We start from the raw sequence: 18,116 nt of genomic DNA, 5'->3' as shown, positions 1-18,116 counted from the left end.
ATTCTTTCTGCGCAGGGCGTAGAACCAGCATTTTCTACTGATGCCCAAAGTGTGGAAAGGGGAGGACGATCGGCGGTTTCTGTCGTGTCGCCTCCTGCAGACCGCGATCTGCCTCTCATTGTGTCCTCTCCTCATTCCGGGCGGGATTATGAAGCGGCTTTTCTTGAGCGGTGTCGTCTTCCTCTAAATGTTCTGCGGACGAGTGAAGATTTTCACGTCGATACCTTGGTGGCGTCAGCGCCATCTCATGGTGCGACGCTGCTGCACGCCAACTTTCCTCGCGTGGTCTGCGATGTGAACCGGGCGTGTATGGACATCGACCCGCGCATGATCAGTGATGTGTCCAAATCAGGATGTGCGCCGACGTCTCGTGGGTTGGCGGGGCTGGGAAGTGTGCCTGGCGTCGTGTCGGGAGGGCAGTTGCTCTATGCGACACGACTATCGATGGAAGAGGTCACCGAGCGCTTGCAGCGTTTTTGGCGGCCCTATCATGAGACGCTTTCCGAACTTATTGAAAGCAAAAGGCAGCGTTACGGCTTTTGTGTCCTGCTGGATGTTCACTCCATGCCCCCCGGTGTGGAGGGATCGCGTGCCGATTGTGTGATCGGGGATCGTTACGGAACGTCCTGCGACCGGGAAATGTCTCGTGTCATTGCTGCAGTCTTGCGGGAGCAGAAGTTTCAGGTGGCACGTAATCATCCGTTTGCGGGGGGGTACATCACCACGCATTACGGTCGTCCCCGAGAAGGCATGCAGGCCATCCAATTGGAAATCTGCCGGACGCTCTACATGCACCCACGCAACGGTGGCGGGTTCGGGCTCAATGTCCGCATCGTAGACAGTGTGGATCGTGTCATTGCCGCAACGGCACAGGAAGTGCGTCATCGCCTGCGTGGGAGCTAATCAGAGGGTGTGGACCATGATGCGGAAAGCGGTTGCGAAATGCACGTCAGCCGCTTCCGTTGCGGCCTCATTGAGACGGATGTCCACGCTGGGTTGGGACGTCAGATAAATCTGGCAGGTGCCATTCGTCACATCGCTGAGATGCCCGGTCACGCACACAGCGTGATGGGTGACGACGGCATGCTGAAGAATGGCGGTTCCTGTGCCCTCGGTCGCGATGACGACAGCGAAAGGTGTGGCTTCGAGAGCGGACAAACTGACGGAAAAAGGCTGAAGAGACATCCCCGCAATCGAGAGGTCTCCGCCAAAAGCCTCCTTGATCTGCTCCGCTTCCTGACGGGACTGGGGCACATTGGGGTCGAAGGCAATAGCGACCTTAACCACGCCGGAAGGTGGCGGCACGATGAAATGCAGCGTTTCTCCAAGGATGGTGAGATCGTGAGTGTTGAATGCACCTTCCGCACGCGCGACCCGCAGGTCTCCCGTTACGGTGTAGCCGATACATAAGGCAGCCAACAGCCGTGCTGCTCTCGAAATGACATGGACTGCCGACACCGAACCCCGATCCGATCACCTGCATTGGATGATCGGTGACAGCGATTGAAGAAGATTTAAATCCGGAACAAAAAGTTCAGGAATGGGTCGCAGCAAGCCATTTCCGGACCTGTCCTTCGGGATCGGCGTGGCGGATGAAGTCCGAAATGGCGGAAACGGAATCGGCCCCAGCCGTGAGACACGCGGGGGCACGCTCCAGCGTGATGCCGCCAATGGCCACCAGCGGCATGTCGGGACCAATGCGCTCGCGCCATTCGGTCAGACGCTGCGTTCCTTGCGGACCGAACGCCATTTCCTTGGTCGTTGTGGGCCAGATCGGCCCAAGCGCTACGTACCACGGAGCGAAGGAGAGGGCGCGTTCCAGTTCAGGCACATCATGAGTGCTGATTCCCACGCCAATCCCGGCCGCACGCAGAGCCTTCATGTCCGCCGTATCGAGATCTTCCTGACCGAGATGAACATGTGTCGCGCCACATTCGAGCGCTTCGCGCCAGAAATCATTGATGACGAGCGTGACATCATGCGTCTTCGCAGCTTTCAGCCCTTCGCGGATTTCTTCCAGCAATTCGGGGCCCGCTTTGTCCTTGATGCGAAGCTGGATGAAGCGCGCGCCCGCCTTTCCAAGACGGTCAATCCAGGATGCGCGATCGACAACCGGGTAGATACGTTGCGGCAAATGGCGGGAAGTGGTCATGCCAGCATGGGCCTTCCAAGAAGAGGTGTTGAGGGGGCGGCCATGTCGCGCGCTTCCATCGGATCGGCTTCGAAGGCGGCCTTTCCGGCCTCCACGGCCAGACGGAAAGCCCGCGCCATGACCGCCGGATCACCGGCTTTGGCAACGGCGGTGTTGATGAGCACCGCGTCATAGCCCAGTTCCATAGCTTGTGCGGCGTGAGAGGGCACACCGATACCCGCATCGACCACCAGCGGAACCTCGGGAAAATGAGCACGCAAAGTCCGCAGTCCGAAGACGTTGTTCAGGCCGCGTCCCGAGCCGATGGGTGCCCCCCATGGCATCAGCACTTCGCATCCCGCCGCCAGAAGCCTTTCGGCCACGACGAGATCTTCCGTGGTGTAGGGAAAAACCTTGAACCCATCTTCCGAGAGAATGCGAGCCGCTTCCACCAGTCCGAACACATCTGGCTGAAGCGTGTCGGAATCCCCGATCACTTCGAGTTTGATCCAGTCCGTCTCGAAGACTTCGCGCGCCATATGCGCCGTCGTTACGGCTTCTTTGACGGTGTGGCAGCCGGCCGTGTTGGGCAAAACAGGCACGTTCAGTTCGCGGATGAGAGACCAGAATGCCTGCCCGGCTTTCTGTCCGGCCGATTCGCGGCGAAGCGAGACCGTGATGACGCCCGCCTGCGCCTCCCGCACGGCGGAAGCCAGAATCTCTGGGGAAGGATACTGGGCGGTGCCCAGCATCAGGGGAGAGGCGAGCGAGACGCCATAAAAGAGCATCGAAGGATCAGCCTCCCTGCCTTGGCGCCACGATCTCGATCTTCATGCCGTCCGTCAGTGCCAGATTCTCCCGTCCGGAGGCGGGGACGAATGCACCATCCACAGCCGTTGCAATCCGAGCATCGGCCAGACCGAGTTCACCGATCAGCGTCGCGAGCGTGCGGGCGGCCACGACCTTGGGTTCGTCATTGACCACAATGTTCATGCTGACCTCATCGCCCTTTGAAGGATTGGGTTGGTTCCCGCCACACTTGGGGTGTTCGTGGCCGGGACGCAAGCTGGAGGCATGTCACGCAAAGACGATGTGTTCCACCTGCTGGGCCAGCCAAGGCGAGAGCAGATAGCCATGTCGATACATGCCGTTAACGAAGATGTGGCGTCCTTCCTGTGTGACGAGCGGCATGTTGTCGGGATAGGACGGCCGTAGCCCGGTTCCCATGTCAAGGATTTCGGCTTCCGCAAAGCCCGGATGAAGAACCCACGCGGCGTTCAGAAGTTCACTCATGGAACGCAGGGTCATGGGACCATCGTTCTCGCTCTCGATCATTGTGGCGCCCACCATGAAGAGATGGTTCCTGCGCGGGACGATGTAGATGGGAATACGGGGATGCAGCAGGCGGACAGGGCGATGAAGCGTCACGTCAGCGCAGCGGAGCAGGATCATCTCTCCCCGCACGCCACGGAGATGGTCGAGGTGCGCGCGGGCGTTGAGGCCGGTGCAGTCCACATCCCAATCGAAACTCTCATCCGGCGGAGCGAGACTGTCGGTCAGCAGCATGCCACCAAGGGCAACGAGGCGGCTGGCGAGGGCTGGGAGAGCTTCGCGTGGGTCCAGGTGGCCTTCCGTGGGGAAGAAGAGGGCTTTGGCGAACCGTCCTTGGAGGTCGGGTTCCAGTCTGGCAATCTCGTCTGGACCGATGGTCTCGAAATGACTGGTGCGTCGCCCAAAGCGGGCAATCTCCGCCGTGTCACGGGGAGGGGCCAGAACAAGGCTGCCATTAGCCTGCACATCGGGCACGTTGGCCTGCCACCAGCCGAGCGAATCGACGGAGCGTTCTGTGACTTCGGCAGGAGCGGATTCGGCCTCGCACCATGGGGTGAGCATTCCGCCCGCCATCCATGACGCCCCCGATCCCACTTTTGGCCCCGACTCGATAAGCGTGACCTTCGCGCCCCGGAGTGCGAGAGTAACGGCCGTCACCAGCCCGGCGACACCTGCGCCGCGGACCAGAACTTTCGGGGGGCTGGCCATCTCTTTCTCCCATCCTTCTTGAACGTGGCGCACGATGGCGGCAGGCGGACGTTTTGTTAAGAGTTACGTTCCACCGGCTATCCTGTCAGATGGCAGGTTGTCATGACGGCAGGATTTGGTAGAGAAAACGTGAAAACATAGCGACTTCGGAGAGAATGGAATGTCCGACACGGTGCAGTCACCGCAACTGAGCCCCTCCGATCTCGCAAATAACGAGCGCGCCATAGCTTATTACAATGAGCATGGTTGTGGGACGGTGGAGGCGGCGTTTCATCTCGCCAACATCCTGCACACCGACCGCTGTGTGGCGGAAGCGGCGCGCGTTTATCATATCGGCTATGAACTTCATTCGAAGTCGCCCGATCAGCATCCCGGCGCTCATATCCTCTTGCATGTCAGTCTGCTCTGCCAGCTCAAGGCGGGCCTGCCGCTGAGCGATGAGGACATGGAAGCGCTTAAGGGACTGTCCATTCCCCTCTACAACTACATCGCGGGCATTCGCACCGCATGGAATACGGGCGATCTCGTCAAGGCGACCCGCATGATGGGTAACTGCTACGATGAGTTCCATACGGGCGAGGAGTGCGACCGGCTCTATCTGGAGGTGGTGAACCGCCTCTATCAGGAGCAGATGCACAATGGCGTGGCGGACGTCCGCGTGCCGAGCGCGTTAATCCCACGCAAAATCTACATGTACTGGGATAACGAGACCCCCGAAGAGGTTGAGCGCAATTTCGAATATCACCGCTCTCTCAAGGGGCTGGAGGTCAAGACCTTCAATCAGGCCGAGGCCGCCCAGTGGCTTTACGAGGTGTATGGCGTCGAGGCACGGAACCTTTTCATGGGGATGCGCCATCCGGCGGAAGCAGCAGATTTCCTGCGCGTGCATGTGATTCAGGCGCTGGGTGGCTGGTGGCTGGACGCAGATATCCGCATTCGTTCGGAAGAGGTGTTCTTCGGGCGTCTCTCACAGCATCATTCGCATGTGTTCCTGCTCACGCATGATTGCGTGGTGCATAACGATTTCTTCGGCTCCGTGGCCAACAGTCCGATCTTGGGGGATGTGCTGCTGTCGCTGTACCGCAACTGCTACCTGTTCCCCAGCCTGTACATTCCCTACAAGACCGGTCCCGGCCCCTTTGAGCGTGGCCTGAATCGCACCTTCCACGCGGACTTCAACCGCACCCGCGCGCTTCCTTCCATGATTACCTACGACAACCACGTGTTCTCGGAAGTGATCGAAGAGCTGCATGTAGAATACAAATTCCAGGGCAAGTCCTGGCACGGCGTCAGCAACTGACGCCCGGCAGTTGTCAGGAGGGAGCCAGAAGGCTTCCGTTCTGAGGCTGCAGTGTTTCCCTGAAGCCGCAGCGTGCCAGCGCCGTCAGCATGTGAGCAGGTGGAGAAGCCGTCGCTGCGATCGGAACCGCCAGAGGCAGTTCGAGCCGACGGCTGAAAAGATGCAGCATGCTGAGGTCGGGCGTGCGGGTTCCATAAACCGGGTCGCCCAGAATCGGTGTGCCGAGAGCCGCGCAGTGCACTCGGGCTTGATGGGTGCGGCCGGTGTGCAGGGTCAGCTCCAGCCATGAGATATGCCCATCCGTTCCCAGCCGCCGCCAGCTTGTGCGGGCGGCCTGTCCGGAAGGGTGTAATTCCATTTTCCAGCCTGAGGTCGGGGAACTGACCTTGCGCAGTGGCTGGTCGATTTCGCCGCTCTCATCCGGCACGCCTTCCACCACAGCCCAGTACGTCTTGCGCGCCTGACCGGAGGCAAAGCACGTTTGCATCGCGAGCAGCGTCTGTTTGCGCAGGGCGATGGCGAGGCAGCCTGCGGTGTCCGTGTCCAGTCGGTGTGCCAGCCAAGGTCCGTCCCGACGGCGACTCATGAGCGGAAACCAGTCCTCTACGCTTGGACCGTCTCGCGGTCCCGGATGCACGGGCAATCCGGCGGGTTTGTCGATGACAAGCGCCTGCGGGCTTGAAAACAGGATGGGGAAGGGGAGGATGGCACCGGAGGGCACAACCCTCTCTTTCGGCTGAGCGCGGGGGAAGCGGGGTTTCATGCCCGTCTATTCCTCTCCCGCACCGCGTCCGATGAGGATCTTGCGGCGTCCCACATGATCGGCGGCGCTGACGATGCCGCTTTTCTCCATCTGTTCGATCAGCTTAGCGGCGCGGTTGTAACCAATGGAGAGGTTGCGCTGCACGAAAGAGGTCGAGGCTTTGCCCTCTCGGATGACGATGGCCACGGCCTTGTCGTAGAGGCTCGAATCCCCATCGCCGCTTCCCGTGTCGAAAGCAGCACCGGGACCTTCTTCCTCACGTTCGGAAATGACGTCTTCGTCATAGATCGGTTCACCCTGTTCACGCAGGAACTCGGTGACGGCTTCCACCTCCGCGTCCGCCACGAAGGGACCGTGGACACGGGTGATGCGCCCACCGCCCTGCATGAACAGCATGTCGCCCTGACCCAGAAGTTGTTCCGCTCCCTGTTCGCCAAGGATGGTGCGGCTGTCGAACTTGCTGATGACCTGAAAGGAAATACGTGTAGGGAAGTTGGCTTTGATGGTGCCGGTGATGACATCCACCGATGGGCGCTGGGTGGCCATAATGACGTGAATGCCTGCCGCACGCGCTTTCTGAGCCAGACGCTGGACAGCGGCGTCGATTTCCTTGCCTGCCATCATCATCAGGTCGGCCATCTCATCGATGATGACGACGATGTAGGGCAGCGGCTCCAGCGTGAGAGACTGCTCCTCGAAGATCGGGTTGCCGGTTTCGGGATCGTAGCCGGTCTGGACGCGGCGGGTGATTTCCTCGCCGCGCTCGCGCACCTGTGCGGCGCGTTCGTTGTAGCCGCCAATGTTACGCACCTGAAGATGGGCCATCGCGCGATAGCGACGGTCCATCTCACGCACGACCCATTTGAGGGCGGTCACGGCCTTGTTGGGTTCCGTCACCACCGGCGTCAGCAGATGTGGGATGCCGTCATAGATCGAAAGCTCCAGCACCTTCGGATCGATCATGATCAGGCGGCACTCATCCGGCGAATGACGGAAGAGCAGCGAGAGAATCATGGCGTTGATGCCCACCGACTTACCCGAGCCTGTGGTGCCGGCTACGAGCAGATGCGGCATACGGGCCAGATCGCTGAACACGGCCTCGCCCGCGATGTCCTTGCCGAGAGCCAGTTCAAGCTTGCCTGTGGTGTTGATCCATTCCGGCTGGTTGAACAGTTCCGAAAGATAGACCGTCTGGCGCGTGGCGTTCGGCACTTCGATGCCGATTACGTTGCGGCCGGGCACAGTGGCGATGCGCACGCTGAGCACAGAGAGTGAGCGCGCGATGTCATCGGCAAGCCCGATCACCCGCGCGGAGCGGATGCCGGGCGCCGGTTCCAGTTCATACAGTGTCACGACGGGACCGGGGTGAAGGTCCACGATGCGTCCCTGCACGCCGAAATCGGCCAGAACCGTCTCAAGAAGACGGGCATTGGCTTCCAGCAGTTCGCGCGTGGGCATCTGCTCGGCGCGCGAAGGCGGCGGTGCGCGTAAAAGAGAGATGGGGGGCAAAACCCACCCCTGCCCATTGCCGGACGCATCCGCCCGGGCGCTGGCATTTCCTTTGCCGGAAGCAGCGCTTTCGTCCTTGCCGGGGAAAAGCCGCGAAAGAAAGGATTTGCGACCGGTGTCGGCCACAGGTTCGCGAGGCGCGTGGGGCGGCACGGTGTCCTGCAGCGGGTGGGGGGCAGGATCGCTCTGCGGTGCGAGATGAACCTGCGCGGCTGGCTCGGGTTCCGGTGTCGGCTCCACTCGCGATGGCACCGCAGAGGAAGCAGGTGCCGTGTCCATCGCGGTCATGGCGCGCACGGGTTGATCGGGTGCTGGTCCCGGCAGGGAAATAACGGGCTTGTCTTCTTCTTCCTGTCCGGAGTGTGAGGGGCGACGCCCCATTGGTCGATTTGCCGGCAGCGACTGGGGAGAAGGAGCGGACAGGGCCACTTCCTGTCCCGTGGGCTGCGGATTGGGGTGCATGGGCGACATGTTCGCAGGCGCGACAGGAGCCTCATAGCGACGGGTGGCTATAGGGGGCTGCGGAGAAGCCGGAGCTTTCGCCCTGCGTGGAATCCATGAGCGCCGGATCGCAGCGACCGGGCTGGAGAATGCGTTGTCGGAGGCGGGTTCGTAATTTTGCGGCGTGGTCGCAGTGCTGCCATCGGATGGCAGACCGCGCCGCTGACGCGCGATGATGATGCGGGCGAGACGTCCGGGCTGGCGTCCGACGATGAGCAGGCCGCGTCCGGTCGTGCGGCCGATCACATGCCATTCCCGGCGATCGAGACCGAAGGCGAGGGCGCCGAGAAGCAGGGCCAGAATCAGCCCCAGAACCCAGATGATGACGCCGCCTGCCGGCCCGATGGCCGACATGCCAGCCGCTACGGCTTCCCGCGCGATACTGGCGCCGATACCACCACCGATCCCGGCGTCGGACGGCCATGCGGGCGGATGGATGGCCGTGACGAGGATGGGAACGGCCGCCAACAGTGCCGCCGCGACGAGCAGCAGGCAGATCAGCGCGACCGCGCGCAGAACGAACACGCTCAATCCGCGATGGCGGAAAATGCGCCACCCCCACGCCACCAGCGCTATGACCAGCAGACCCGTCGCGAGGCCAATCCCCTGAATCAGCACATCCGCGACCCATGCGCCGGGCGCCCCCAGAAGGTTGGTGGCGGCCCGTGACGTGGACACGTCAGGCGATGGATCGAGAGGGTTGTAGCTCCCGAAGGCGAGAAGGAAGGTGAGCGCGAATATCCACAGAAGGATGCCCCCAAGCTCATCTCCCCGTCGTCGCAGAGTGGAGCGGGTGTCGGGAGAGGACAGGGTGTCGGGAAGGAAGCGGCTGAGACGCGCCAAGTAACTGGTCCTGACGTTACGGTTTCGTGTTCGGGGAGTGCGGCGCGGGCCGCGATGCGCGACCATAGCCTGAACCGCCCGTTCCTTGAAGGTCAGGAACGGCCCCGAAGCCTGTCAATAATGGCGGAAAGCAAAGATTTCCTGTCTGAATCCCGGGCTGCGGAGGCGAAGTGATGACGGCTTCAGGGCGAAGATGGGGCAGGCGAGCGGTTTCCAAGAGCGACGGCCATCTCGTCGATCTGGGCGAGTTTCGCCTCCAATGTGCCCCAGTCGTCGTGCTCGGCCAGTTGCGTCCATAGGGATTCCACTGTGTCGATCAGCATGGTGCAGGGCGTATTCCCGGCAAAATAGCGATGATCCAGCGTGACACCTGCGGCAGGGGTGCGCTTTTCGAGGACTGTCCGAACGGGGGCAAAATCCGAACGCTGGTAAAAAGGCGCACGCGGGCTGGCCGCTACCCGTTCCGTGCTTGCGCCGCCGCCGAACCAGTCGAACGGCAGCGCATCGAAGGGGATGCCGCTTTCCTCCATGAACAATGTGACAGCCTGCCGCAGAGTGCGATCGGAGTGTTCATCGCACGGAGCAACGCCCAGTCGCCGTATCCATGCCGCGTCGAGTTCCGCTTCGTAACGGGCTGGAAAACGCGAAAGAATCTCCGTCAATCCGGCATGGGGCGCGAATTCGAGCAGACATTCCGCAAGTCGGGCGAGATTCCATCCCAGTGCCGCTGGCTGGCGGCCATAGGCGTAAAGACCCTGATGATCGAAATAGGCGGCGGTGAAACCCGGCTCGAAGCGCGGAAGGAAACGCCATGGACCGTAATCGAAACTCTCGCCCGTGATGGCAATGTTGTCTGTGTTCAGAACGCCGTGGACGAAGCCTGCGGCCATCCATTGCGCTCCGGTGCGCGCCACTCGTTCGCACACCGCCTCGAACAGCATGAGCGCCCCGCTGTCGCCTTCCGGCACGGTCAGTTCGGGATAATAGGTTTCCAGAACATAGGTGATGAGCCTGCCGATGGCCGCTGTCTCCGCATGGGCGGCGAGGCGCTGAAATGTGCCGATGCGGATATGGGAATGCCCGAGTCGGACCAAAACGGCCGAGCGGGTGGGAGAGGGTTCATCGTGTCGGTCCAGTTTTTCGCCCGTCTCGATCAGGCTGAAGGCACGGGAAGTGTCCGCGCCCAGAGCTTCCAGCATGGACGCCGCGAGAACTTCCCGGACGCCGCCCTTGAGGGTCAGCCGCCCGTCACCGCCGCGTGACCATGGGGTGCGGCCGCTGCCTTTGGTGCCAAGGTCGAGCAGCCGTCCGCTCGTGTCACGCAGTTGTGCGAACAGGAAGCCGCGCCCATCCCCTAGGTCAGGGTTGTACTGGCGGAACTGGTGGCCGTGATAGCGCAGGGCCAGCGGATGAGGGAGCGAGCCGGGAAGGGGAGAGAACCGTCCGAAATGCTCGATCCATTCCTCATCTGTCAGCGTGTCCAATCCCACGGACGCGGCGGCGCGCTGGTTGCGATAGCGCAGGATGTGCTGCGGGAACCGGGCGGGCTCCACGACGTCGTAGAACAGATCACCTAGACGGGTGTGATCGGTGGCGGGGCTGTACTGTGGCGAAAATGACATCAGACTCATTCCTCCCGCTCATGTGTTGTTGACTTCGGTGTGGTCATTTCACACTCTGGAGCTGTCCGCCAAACCAAAATAATAAAAACTGGGCGCTACATGAAAATCTTCAACGTGTTGCTGCTGGCGCCGTTCGTCGGCCTGCTGTGGGTGCCGTTCTATAATTTCCGCACGCCCGTGCTGCTGGGCTTCCCGTTCTTCTACTGGTACCAGTTCGCTTGGGTGCCGGTGACGTCGGTGTTGATCTGGCTGGCCTGGAAGAAAGGAGCGCAGTCATGAACGGCGTTCCTTCGGCCGATACGGTGGCGCTGGTTGTCTTCGTTCTCTTTTTCGGCGTGACGATCGTCGCGGGCACGACGGTCACGCACTGGAAAAAATGGTTTTCCAGCAGCGCCAAAAAGAGTGCGGACGCGCATCACGGCACCGAGGACTGGGGTCTTGGCGGCCGCGGCTTCGGTGCGTGGGTGACGTGGTTCCTTGTGGGCGGTGACTTCTACACGGCCTATACCGTCATCGCCGTGCCAGCGCTGGTCTATGCTGTGGGGGCTTACGGCTTCTTTGCGCTGCCCTACACCATCATCGTCTATCCGTTCATTTTTCTGGTGATGCCCAAGCTATGGAAAATCGCCAATGAGGGCGGTCATGCGACGGCGGCGGACATCATCCGCGCGCGGTTCAGCAGCCGCACGCTTGAACTGGCGGTGGCGTTTTCGGGGCTGATTGCGGTCATGCCCTATATCGCGCTTCAGCTGATCGGCATCCGCACGGTGGTGCAGGCGCTCGGCCTGCCCGGCGATGCTCCGCTCATCATCGCGTTCTTCTCGCTCGCAGCCTACACATGGCTTGGTGGTCTGCATGCCCCGGCGCTCACGGCCTTTATCAAGGACGTGATGATCTACATCGCCGTCATCGCCGCTGTGACACTGATCCCGATGCATCTTGGCGGCTATGGCCATATGTTCGAGGTCATGGACAGCTTCGTGCCTCTGCCCGACGCCACGCATGTGCTGCCGTCCGGTCAGATGGTGCCATATGCCACTCTGGCTCTATCCTCGGCACTCGCGGCGTTCCTTTATCCGCACACGTTGACGGGCATTCTTGCCGCCAAGTCCGCCGATACGGTGAAACAGAACGCGGTGTTTCTGCCGATCTACACGATCGTGCTGGGCCTGATCGCCATGCTGGGCATGATGGCGCATGTGGCGGGGATCGACACGAAAGTCAGCTCGATGGTCGTGCCGTATCTCTTTCTCAAGCTGTTCCCGGACTGGTTTGCGGGTTTCGCGTTCGCGGCGATTGCCATCGGCGCGCTGGTGCCTGCGGCGGTCATGGCCATCGGTGCGGCCAATCTGCTCACGCATAACATCCTGCCCAAGCGGTTGGAATCGGTGCGGACGTCTCAGATCGCGGCCTTCGGTGTGAAGCTGGGCGCACTTTTGTGCGTGCTGTTTCTCAACGCGAAATTCGCCATCGATCTTCAGCTTCTTGGGGGTGTCATCATTCTACAGACTTTCCCGGCGCTGATCCTTGGGTTGCTCAAGGTGCGTTTCTCATCGGCGGCCATGCTGGCGGGATGGGTGGTTGGCAACATCGTGGGGCTGAGCATGTGCTGGGCGGATGGTCTCAAGCCGGTGCATGCGCTGGGTATGGGTGAGCATTCCATGCTGGTGTCCACGGGGCTGATCGCGCTGGTAGTGAATATTGTCGTAGTGTGCGCCTGTTCGGTGTTCGCCTTCGGTCGCTCCCGGACTGTCGCGGCAGAGTAAGCCACTCTCACAGCATCCGAGTTTGCTTGAGCGTCCGCCCTTAACTTTGGGGGCGGACGTTTTCGTGTTGTGTCAGGATCGAAATCCTGCCTCATCTCCTTCCCCATGGCAGCCCTTCGGGCTCCGTGATATGGAGCCGTCCATGACCGTTCGTACGCGCTTTGCCCCTTCTCCGACCGGCTTGCTGCATATCGGCAACGCTCGGGCCGCCCTCTTCAATTTCCTCTATGCGCGCCATTGTGGCGGACAATTCGTCCTGCGCATCGAGGACACGGACAAGGAACGCTCCACGCAAAAAGCGGTGGACGTGATCTTTGACGGCCTGAAATGGATGGGTCTCACCTGGGACGGAGAACCCGTTTTCCAGTCCGCGCGGGAAGAGCGTCATCGTGAGGTCGCCCTTCAGCTTCTGGCCGAGGGCAAGGCCTATAAGTGCTTCTGTACCCCCGAAGAACTGAAAGAGATGCGCGAGACGGCGCAGGCTGAAGGCCGCCCGCCGCGTTATAACGGCATGTGGCGTGATCGCGATCCATCCGAAGCGCCCGCTGGCGCGCCTTATGCCATTCGCATCAAGGCCCCGCGTGAAGGCGAGGCGGTGATTGAGGATCTGGTGCAGGGTGAAGTCCGTGTGGCCAACGCAGAGCTGGATGACATGATCATCCTGCGCTCCGACGGCACGCCGACCTATCAGCACGCCGTGGTGGTGGACGATCACGACATGGAGATCACGCATGTGATCCGTGGCGACGATCACCTGACCAACACCTTCCGTCAGCTCATGATCTACCGCGCGATGGGCTGGGAGGCTCCGCGTTTCGCGCATCTGCCGCTCATCCATGGTCCCGATGGCGCGAAGCTCTCCAAGCGCCATGGCGCGCAGTCCGTCGTGGAGTTCCGCGAAATGGGCTATCTGCCGGAAGCGTTGTGCAACTATCTGCTGCGTCTTGGCTGGGGCCATGGCGATGCCGAGATTCTCTCGCGTGATGAGCAGATCCGTCTGTTCGATCTCTCGGGCGTCGGGCGTTCGGCCTCGCGGATGGATTACACCAAGCTTGAGCACGTCAATGCCGTCTATCTGCGTGAGGCGGACGATGACCGTCTGACCAATGACGTGATGGAACGCCTCAATGGACGCGAAGGCGTGGATACGGGCGAGATCACCCGTGCCCGCGTCCGTGCGCTGATGCCGGGTCTGAAAGAGCGCGCCCGCACGCTGGTGGAACTGGCCGACAACGCTGCGTTCCTTGGACGGCAGGTGCCGCTGTCCTTCGATGCCAAGGCCGAGAAGCAGCTCACACCTGAGAACCGCGCCATGCTGGGTGAACTGGCGCGTGATCTTGCTGTGGTCGATCCGTTCGACGCCGAGCATGTGGATGCGGCGCTACGTGTGTTCGCGGAAAAGCATGAGCTGAAGCTAGGTAAAGTGGCGCAGCCTCTTCGCGCGGCCCTGTGCGGCACAACGACATCGCCCGGTATCGATGCGACCGTGGCGGCTTTGGGACGCGATGAGGTTCTGGCGCGGATAGGAGCCGTTCAGAATGGCTGAAGGGCAGTCCGGGGGCTCCCGTTTCTTCGGTCCCTCGGACCGCCATCTTCTCGGGATTCAGGGCATGCACCCCTCCCGGATCGAGCCGATCCTCGATCTCGCGGAGAGCTATGTCCTGATGAACCGCTCGCGCAAGACGCCGCGCGACCTTCTGCGTGGGCGGACTATCATCAATCTGTTCTTTGAGGACAGCACGCGCACGCGCACGTCTTTTGAACTTGCGGGCAAGCGGCTTGGCGCGGACGTGGTGAACATGTCGGTCGCCCAGTCCTCCGTGAACAAAGGCGAGACCCTGCTCGACACGGCCGCCACACTGAACGCCATGCGGACCGATCTTCTGGTGGTGCGCCATGCGCAGTCCGGTGCGCCCGCGTTGCTGGCGCAGAAGGTGGATGCGTCCGTCATTAATGCGGGTGATGGCACGCACGAGCATCCCACGCAGGCGCTGCTCGATGCGCTCACCATCCGTCGTCATCTCGGGCGGATCGAGGGACTGACAGTCGCGATCTGCGGTGACGTGGCCCATTCGCGCGTGGCCCGCTCCAATATCCATCTTCTGACCTCCATGGCCTGCCGCGTGCGCGTGGTCGGGCCGCCGACGCTGGTGCCGCGCTCTCTCGCAAGCCTTGGAGTGGAGGTGCATCACCGCATGGAGGACGGTCTGCGCGACGTCGATGTGGTGATGATGCTGCGTCTGCAACGCGAGCGCATGTCGGGCGGTCTTGTGCCCAGCGCACGTGAATATTTCCGTTTCTACGGCCTTGATCGCCGCCGTCTTGAACTGGCGAAGCCCGGCGCATTGGTGATGCATCCGGGGCCGATGAATCGCGGTGTGGAGATCGATAGCCAGATTGCGGATTCCGATCAGAGCGTGATCCGTGAGCAGGTCGAAATGGGCGTGGCCGTCCGCATGGCGGTGCTGGACCTTCTTTCGCGCAGCAAGCGGAGCAGCCGATCATGAGCGCGGACATTCTTTTCGAGAACGTGCGCCTGATCGATCCGGCGACCAAACTGGACCGGCCGGGTCGTTTGCTGGTGCGTGACGGCGTTATTGCGGGGCATGATCTGCCCGAAGCCGAAGGCACGCCAGAGGGTGTCCACGTTGTGGATGGGCAGGGCGCTGTGCTGTGTCCCGGCCTTGTGGACATGCGCGTTGAGATCGGTGAACCGGGGCACGAATATCGTGAGACCGTGAAGTCCGCTTCCCGTGCGGCCTTTGCTGGCGGCGTGACAACGGTGGCCGTTCTTCCCACCGGTTCTCCCGCCATCGACGATCCGGCCATGGTACGGATGCTGCGCTGGCGCGGTGAAGAGCCAGAACATGTTTCGATCCTGCCCTATGGCGCGCTGACCAAGGGTTGTCAGGGCGGTGAACTGGCGGAGATCGGCCTGCTGGCGGAAGCGGGCGCTGTGGCGTTCACAGACGGCTCACGGGCGATTGAGACCGCACGGTTGATGAAACAGGCTCTGACCTATGCTTCCGCGTTTGACGCGATGGTCGTGCAGCATCCCGAAGAGCCGACGCTGGCCGGGTCCGGTTGCGCCACGGAAGGGCAGCTTGCGCTGCGTCTGGGCCTGCCCGCCATTCCGACGGCGGCAGAAGCGATCATGATCGCGCGCGATGTCCGTATTGCCGAGATGACGGGTGGACGACTGCATTTCGGCCATGTCTCGACGGGTGAGGGCGTGGAACTGATCCGACAGGCCAAGGCGCGCGGTCTGCGCATCACCTGCGACACGGCACCGCAGTATTTCGATCTGAACGAGACCGCGATCGGAGACTTCCGTACCTACGCCAAGTTCTCTCCGCCGCTACGTCGTGAGGAAGACCGCTTGGCGATCTGTGCGGCACTGGCGGATGGCACCATCGATGCCATCGCGTCCGATCATGCGCCGCGTGACGCCGACGACAAGCGTCTGCCTTTTGCTCAGGCTTCGGCCGGTGGTACGGGGCTGGCTACGCTGCTGGGCGTCACGCTCACACGCTATCACGATGGCACGCTGTCACTACTGGACGCTCTGGCCTATCTCACCTGCCGTCCGGCCGTGTTGCTGGGTGTGAAAGGGGTGGGGACGCTGGCAAAGGGGGCGGCTGCGGACCTTTGCCTATTCGAGCCCGATCGCGCGTGGCGTGTGGTGGCGGGCGAACTGCCCGGTCATGCGCAGAACACACCGTTCGATGGTCGCGCGCTGGAAGGCAAGGTGCTCGGGACGTGGAAGCGTGGGCGGCGCGTGTTCGGAGGCGTGGCGTGAATCTGATCGAATCGCCCGTCACGCTGCTGATCGGTGTTGCTTTCCTGTCCTACCTTCTTGGCAGCGTGCCGTTCGGGCTGGTGCTGACAGCGCTTTCCGGTCAGGGCGATATTCGCCAGATCGGGTCTGGCAATATTGGCGCGACCAATGTTCTGCGCACGGGCAACAAGAAACTTGCGGCGTTGACGCTGTTTCTAGACGGCTTCAAAGGCGCGTTCGCGGTGCTGGTGGCGTGGGTGATGACGCCACCGGAACTGGGCGACCGAGCCATGGCGGTCGCAGCGATTTTCGCGGTAATGGGCCACTGTTATCCAGTATGGCTGGGGTTTCGCGGCGGCAAAGGTGTGGCGACGGGTCTGGGTGTGGTGCTGGCGATGTCCCCTGTAGTGGGGCTGGCCTGCTGCCTGATCTGGCTGGTCGGTGCAAAGATCACGCGTATTTCGTCCGCCGGGGCGTTGCTGGCGTTCGCGTGCATGCCGCTGATGCTGTTCTTTCTGTATGGGCACTCCTTCACTCAGTCTCAGAAACCTCTGGCGGGCCTGTTCATCGCGTTGGTCGTCATTCTTCGGCATGGCGCCAATATTGCGCGGCTTCTGAAGGGCACCGAGCCGCGGATCGGGCAGTCCGGTAAATGATTACCGCGCGCAAGACAGGTCTCGCGTGAATCCTGATCTGCCAGCGCTGCTGCGTCTGGCCCGCACAGAGAATGTCGGACCGGTGACGTGGCGGCGGCTGATGGCCGAGCATGGTTGTCCGGAGCGCGCGCTGGACGCCGTGCCGGAACGGGCTCGGCGTGGTGGCCGGAAAGGGCCGCTGAAAATAGCGGACGAGGCCGATATCCTGCGCGAGATCGAGGCAACGCAGGCTCTCGGTGGCCGGATACTCACGCTGCATGACCCGGATTATCCCGCGCTTCTGGCGGAAGTTCCGGATTCGCCCCCCATTATTTCCGTGCTTGGCAATGTGGCGTGCCTGAACGCTGAGCGCAGCATTGGCATGGTGGGGGCGCGAAACGCTTCAGCGGCAGGGATGCGTCTGGCCGAAAGTCTGGCGACCGAATTGTCTCATGCCGGAATCACGGTTGTCTCGGGGCTTGCCCGTGGGATTGATGGTGCCGCGCACAAGGGGGCGCTGCATGGTGATTTTCCTCAGTGGGGCAGCACGGTGGCGGCCATCGCGGGTGGTCTGGATGTGGTGTATCCGCCTGAGCACGCGTCTCTGCAGGAGCTGATTGCCCGAAAGGGTGTCATCGTCACGGAAGCGCCTTTGGGCACCCAGCCGCAGGCGCGGCATTTTCCCCGTCGCAACCGGCTGATCGCAGGGCTGACACTTGGCACGGTGGTGGTTGAAGCCGCGCTGCGTTCGGGCAGTCTCATCACGGCGGAGTTGGCGGATCGCTACAGTCGGGCTGTGTTTGCTGTTCCGGGATCGCCGCTCGATCCGCGATGCCGGGGCAGCAATGACCTGTTGCGCAAGCACGCGCATCTGGTGGAGGACATCAGCGATATTGTGCCCTATCTTCGGCTTGAAACGACGGGAGGGTATCTGTTCGGAAAGGGTTTTTCCGAGGAGCAGGCGGCATGGCGGGGACCGCCCAGCTTGGCGGCGCAGGACGTGGAAATCGTGCGGACACGAATGAAGGAGCTGCTGTCCTTCACACCTGTGCCGGTTGACGATCTGGTTCGGCGCTGCCAGTTCTCGGTCTCGGCGGTTCTTGCGGTGTTGACCGAGCTGGAGCTTGCCGGCCGGGTGGAGATGCTGCCCGGAGGAGCCGTTGTCCAGTTGCTGCCTGCCGAAATGGAGTGATCGTACGCTTCGGATCGACGCGGGCCCGGAGAGAAC

The 18,116-nt window shown here is 61.9% G+C and carries 17 protein-coding genes; 9 read left to right on the top strand and 8 right to left on the bottom strand.

The annotated features are described in order from the left end of the window. Nucleotides 1-84: 84 nt before the first annotated feature. Entirely contained in the window at nucleotides 85-903 is an 819-nt protein-coding gene (locus tag KUA11_RS01390) for an N-formylglutamate amidohydrolase (RefSeq protein ID WP_217408867.1), read from the top strand. On the opposite strand, the gene KUA11_RS01385 is transcribed toward KUA11_RS01390, so the two are convergent. The 5 genes from KUA11_RS01385 to thiO form a co-directional block, all read right to left on the bottom strand. Then, nucleotides 904-1,419: a hypothetical protein gene (locus KUA11_RS01385; protein WP_217408866.1), complete on the bottom strand. Its 516-nt coding sequence runs from the start codon at nucleotides 1,417-1,419 to the stop codon at nucleotides 904-906. A 115-nt stretch (nucleotides 1,420-1,534) separates the two neighbouring features. Further along, nucleotides 1,535-2,152: a thiamine phosphate synthase gene (locus KUA11_RS01380; RefSeq protein ID WP_217408865.1), complete on the bottom strand. Its 618-nt coding sequence runs from the start codon at nucleotides 2,150-2,152 to the stop codon at nucleotides 1,535-1,537. Further along, nucleotides 2,149-2,919 carry a thiazole synthase gene (locus tag KUA11_RS01375; RefSeq protein WP_217408864.1) on the bottom strand — a complete coding sequence of 257 codons (771 nt, stop codon included), beginning with the start codon at nucleotides 2,917-2,919 and terminating at the stop codon, nucleotides 2,149-2,151. Before KUA11_RS01375 ends, KUA11_RS01380 begins: the two co-directional genes overlap by 4 nt. A gap of 7 nt (nucleotides 2,920-2,926) precedes the next feature. After that, nucleotides 2,927-3,124: a sulfur carrier protein ThiS gene (gene thiS, locus KUA11_RS01370; protein WP_166313357.1), complete on the bottom strand. Its 198-nt coding sequence runs from the start codon at nucleotides 3,122-3,124 to the stop codon at nucleotides 2,927-2,929. An 84-nt stretch (nucleotides 3,125-3,208) separates the two neighbouring features. Next, nucleotides 3,209-4,171, bottom strand: coding sequence for a glycine oxidase ThiO (thiO, locus tag KUA11_RS01365; protein WP_217408863.1), 963 nt, complete (start codon nucleotides 4,169-4,171; stop codon nucleotides 3,209-3,211). A 160-nt stretch (nucleotides 4,172-4,331) separates the two neighbouring features. Here thiO and KUA11_RS01360 point away from each other — a divergent pair, with 160 nt between their 5' ends. Next, nucleotides 4,332-5,471 (top strand): glycosyltransferase family 32 protein, encoded by a 1,140-nt coding sequence (locus tag KUA11_RS01360; protein ID WP_217408862.1) that lies wholly within the window; start codon nucleotides 4,332-4,334, stop codon nucleotides 5,469-5,471. 13 nt (nucleotides 5,472-5,484) lie between these two features. Here KUA11_RS01360 and KUA11_RS01355 read toward each other — a convergent pair whose 3' ends face one another. From KUA11_RS01355 to KUA11_RS01345, 3 genes are all read right to left on the bottom strand, one after another. Next, on the bottom strand, nucleotides 5,485-6,234 hold the full coding sequence (locus KUA11_RS01355) for an RluA family pseudouridine synthase (protein ID WP_217408861.1): 750 nt from the start codon (nucleotides 6,232-6,234) through the stop codon (nucleotides 5,485-5,487). A 6-nt stretch (nucleotides 6,235-6,240) separates the two neighbouring features. After that, nucleotides 6,241-9,087, bottom strand: coding sequence for a DNA translocase FtsK (locus tag KUA11_RS01350; RefSeq protein ID WP_217408860.1), 2,847 nt, complete (start codon nucleotides 9,085-9,087; stop codon nucleotides 6,241-6,243). Between the two features lie 182 nt (nucleotides 9,088-9,269). Further along, nucleotides 9,270-10,709: a protein adenylyltransferase SelO gene (locus KUA11_RS01345; RefSeq protein ID WP_217408859.1), complete on the bottom strand. Its 1,440-nt coding sequence runs from the start codon at nucleotides 10,707-10,709 to the stop codon at nucleotides 9,270-9,272. Between the two features lie 99 nt (nucleotides 10,710-10,808). Between KUA11_RS01345 and KUA11_RS01340 the strand changes: the two genes are divergently transcribed. The 7 genes from KUA11_RS01340 to dprA all read left to right on the top strand — a co-directional run bounded on the left by KUA11_RS01340 (nucleotide 10,809) and on the right by dprA (nucleotide 18,080). Then, a complete protein-coding gene (locus KUA11_RS01340; protein WP_166313363.1) occupies nucleotides 10,809-10,988 on the top strand; it encodes a DUF3311 domain-containing protein in 180 nt (59 codons plus the stop codon). After that, complete coding sequence (locus KUA11_RS01335; protein ID WP_217408858.1) at nucleotides 10,985-12,475, top strand: sodium:solute symporter family protein; 1,491 nt, start codon at nucleotides 10,985-10,987, stop codon at nucleotides 12,473-12,475. The genes KUA11_RS01340 and KUA11_RS01335 overlap by 4 nt, the downstream gene beginning before the upstream one ends. 142 nt (nucleotides 12,476-12,617) lie before the next feature. After that, nucleotides 12,618-14,021 carry a glutamate--tRNA ligase gene (gene gltX, locus KUA11_RS01330; RefSeq protein ID WP_217408857.1) on the top strand — a complete coding sequence of 468 codons (1,404 nt, stop codon included), beginning with the start codon at nucleotides 12,618-12,620 and terminating at the stop codon, nucleotides 14,019-14,021. After that, nucleotides 14,014-14,982 (top strand): aspartate carbamoyltransferase catalytic subunit, encoded by a 969-nt coding sequence (locus tag KUA11_RS01325; protein WP_217408856.1) that lies wholly within the window; start codon nucleotides 14,014-14,016, stop codon nucleotides 14,980-14,982. The genes gltX and KUA11_RS01325 overlap by 8 nt, the downstream gene beginning before the upstream one ends. Further along, nucleotides 14,979-16,274, top strand: coding sequence for a dihydroorotase (locus KUA11_RS01320; protein ID WP_217408855.1), 1,296 nt, complete (start codon nucleotides 14,979-14,981; stop codon nucleotides 16,272-16,274). Before KUA11_RS01325 ends, KUA11_RS01320 begins: the two co-directional genes overlap by 4 nt. Then, nucleotides 16,271-16,909 carry a glycerol-3-phosphate 1-O-acyltransferase PlsY gene (gene plsY, locus KUA11_RS01315; RefSeq protein WP_217408854.1) on the top strand — a complete coding sequence of 213 codons (639 nt, stop codon included), beginning with the start codon at nucleotides 16,271-16,273 and terminating at the stop codon, nucleotides 16,907-16,909. Before KUA11_RS01320 ends, plsY begins: the two co-directional genes overlap by 4 nt. A gap of 25 nt (nucleotides 16,910-16,934) precedes the next feature. Next, complete coding sequence (dprA, locus tag KUA11_RS01310) at nucleotides 16,935-18,080, top strand: DNA-processing protein DprA (RefSeq protein ID WP_368040902.1); 1,146 nt, start codon at nucleotides 16,935-16,937, stop codon at nucleotides 18,078-18,080. The last annotated feature ends 36 nt before the right edge of the window (nucleotides 18,081-18,116 follow it).

Source organism: Acetobacter estunensis (assembly GCF_019083805.1).
Classification (GTDB): domain Bacteria; phylum Pseudomonadota; class Alphaproteobacteria; order Acetobacterales; family Acetobacteraceae; genus Acetobacter; species Acetobacter estunensis_A.
Note: the sequence above shows the minus strand (reverse complement) of the source record. Positions and strands in the feature narration are given on the sequence as shown.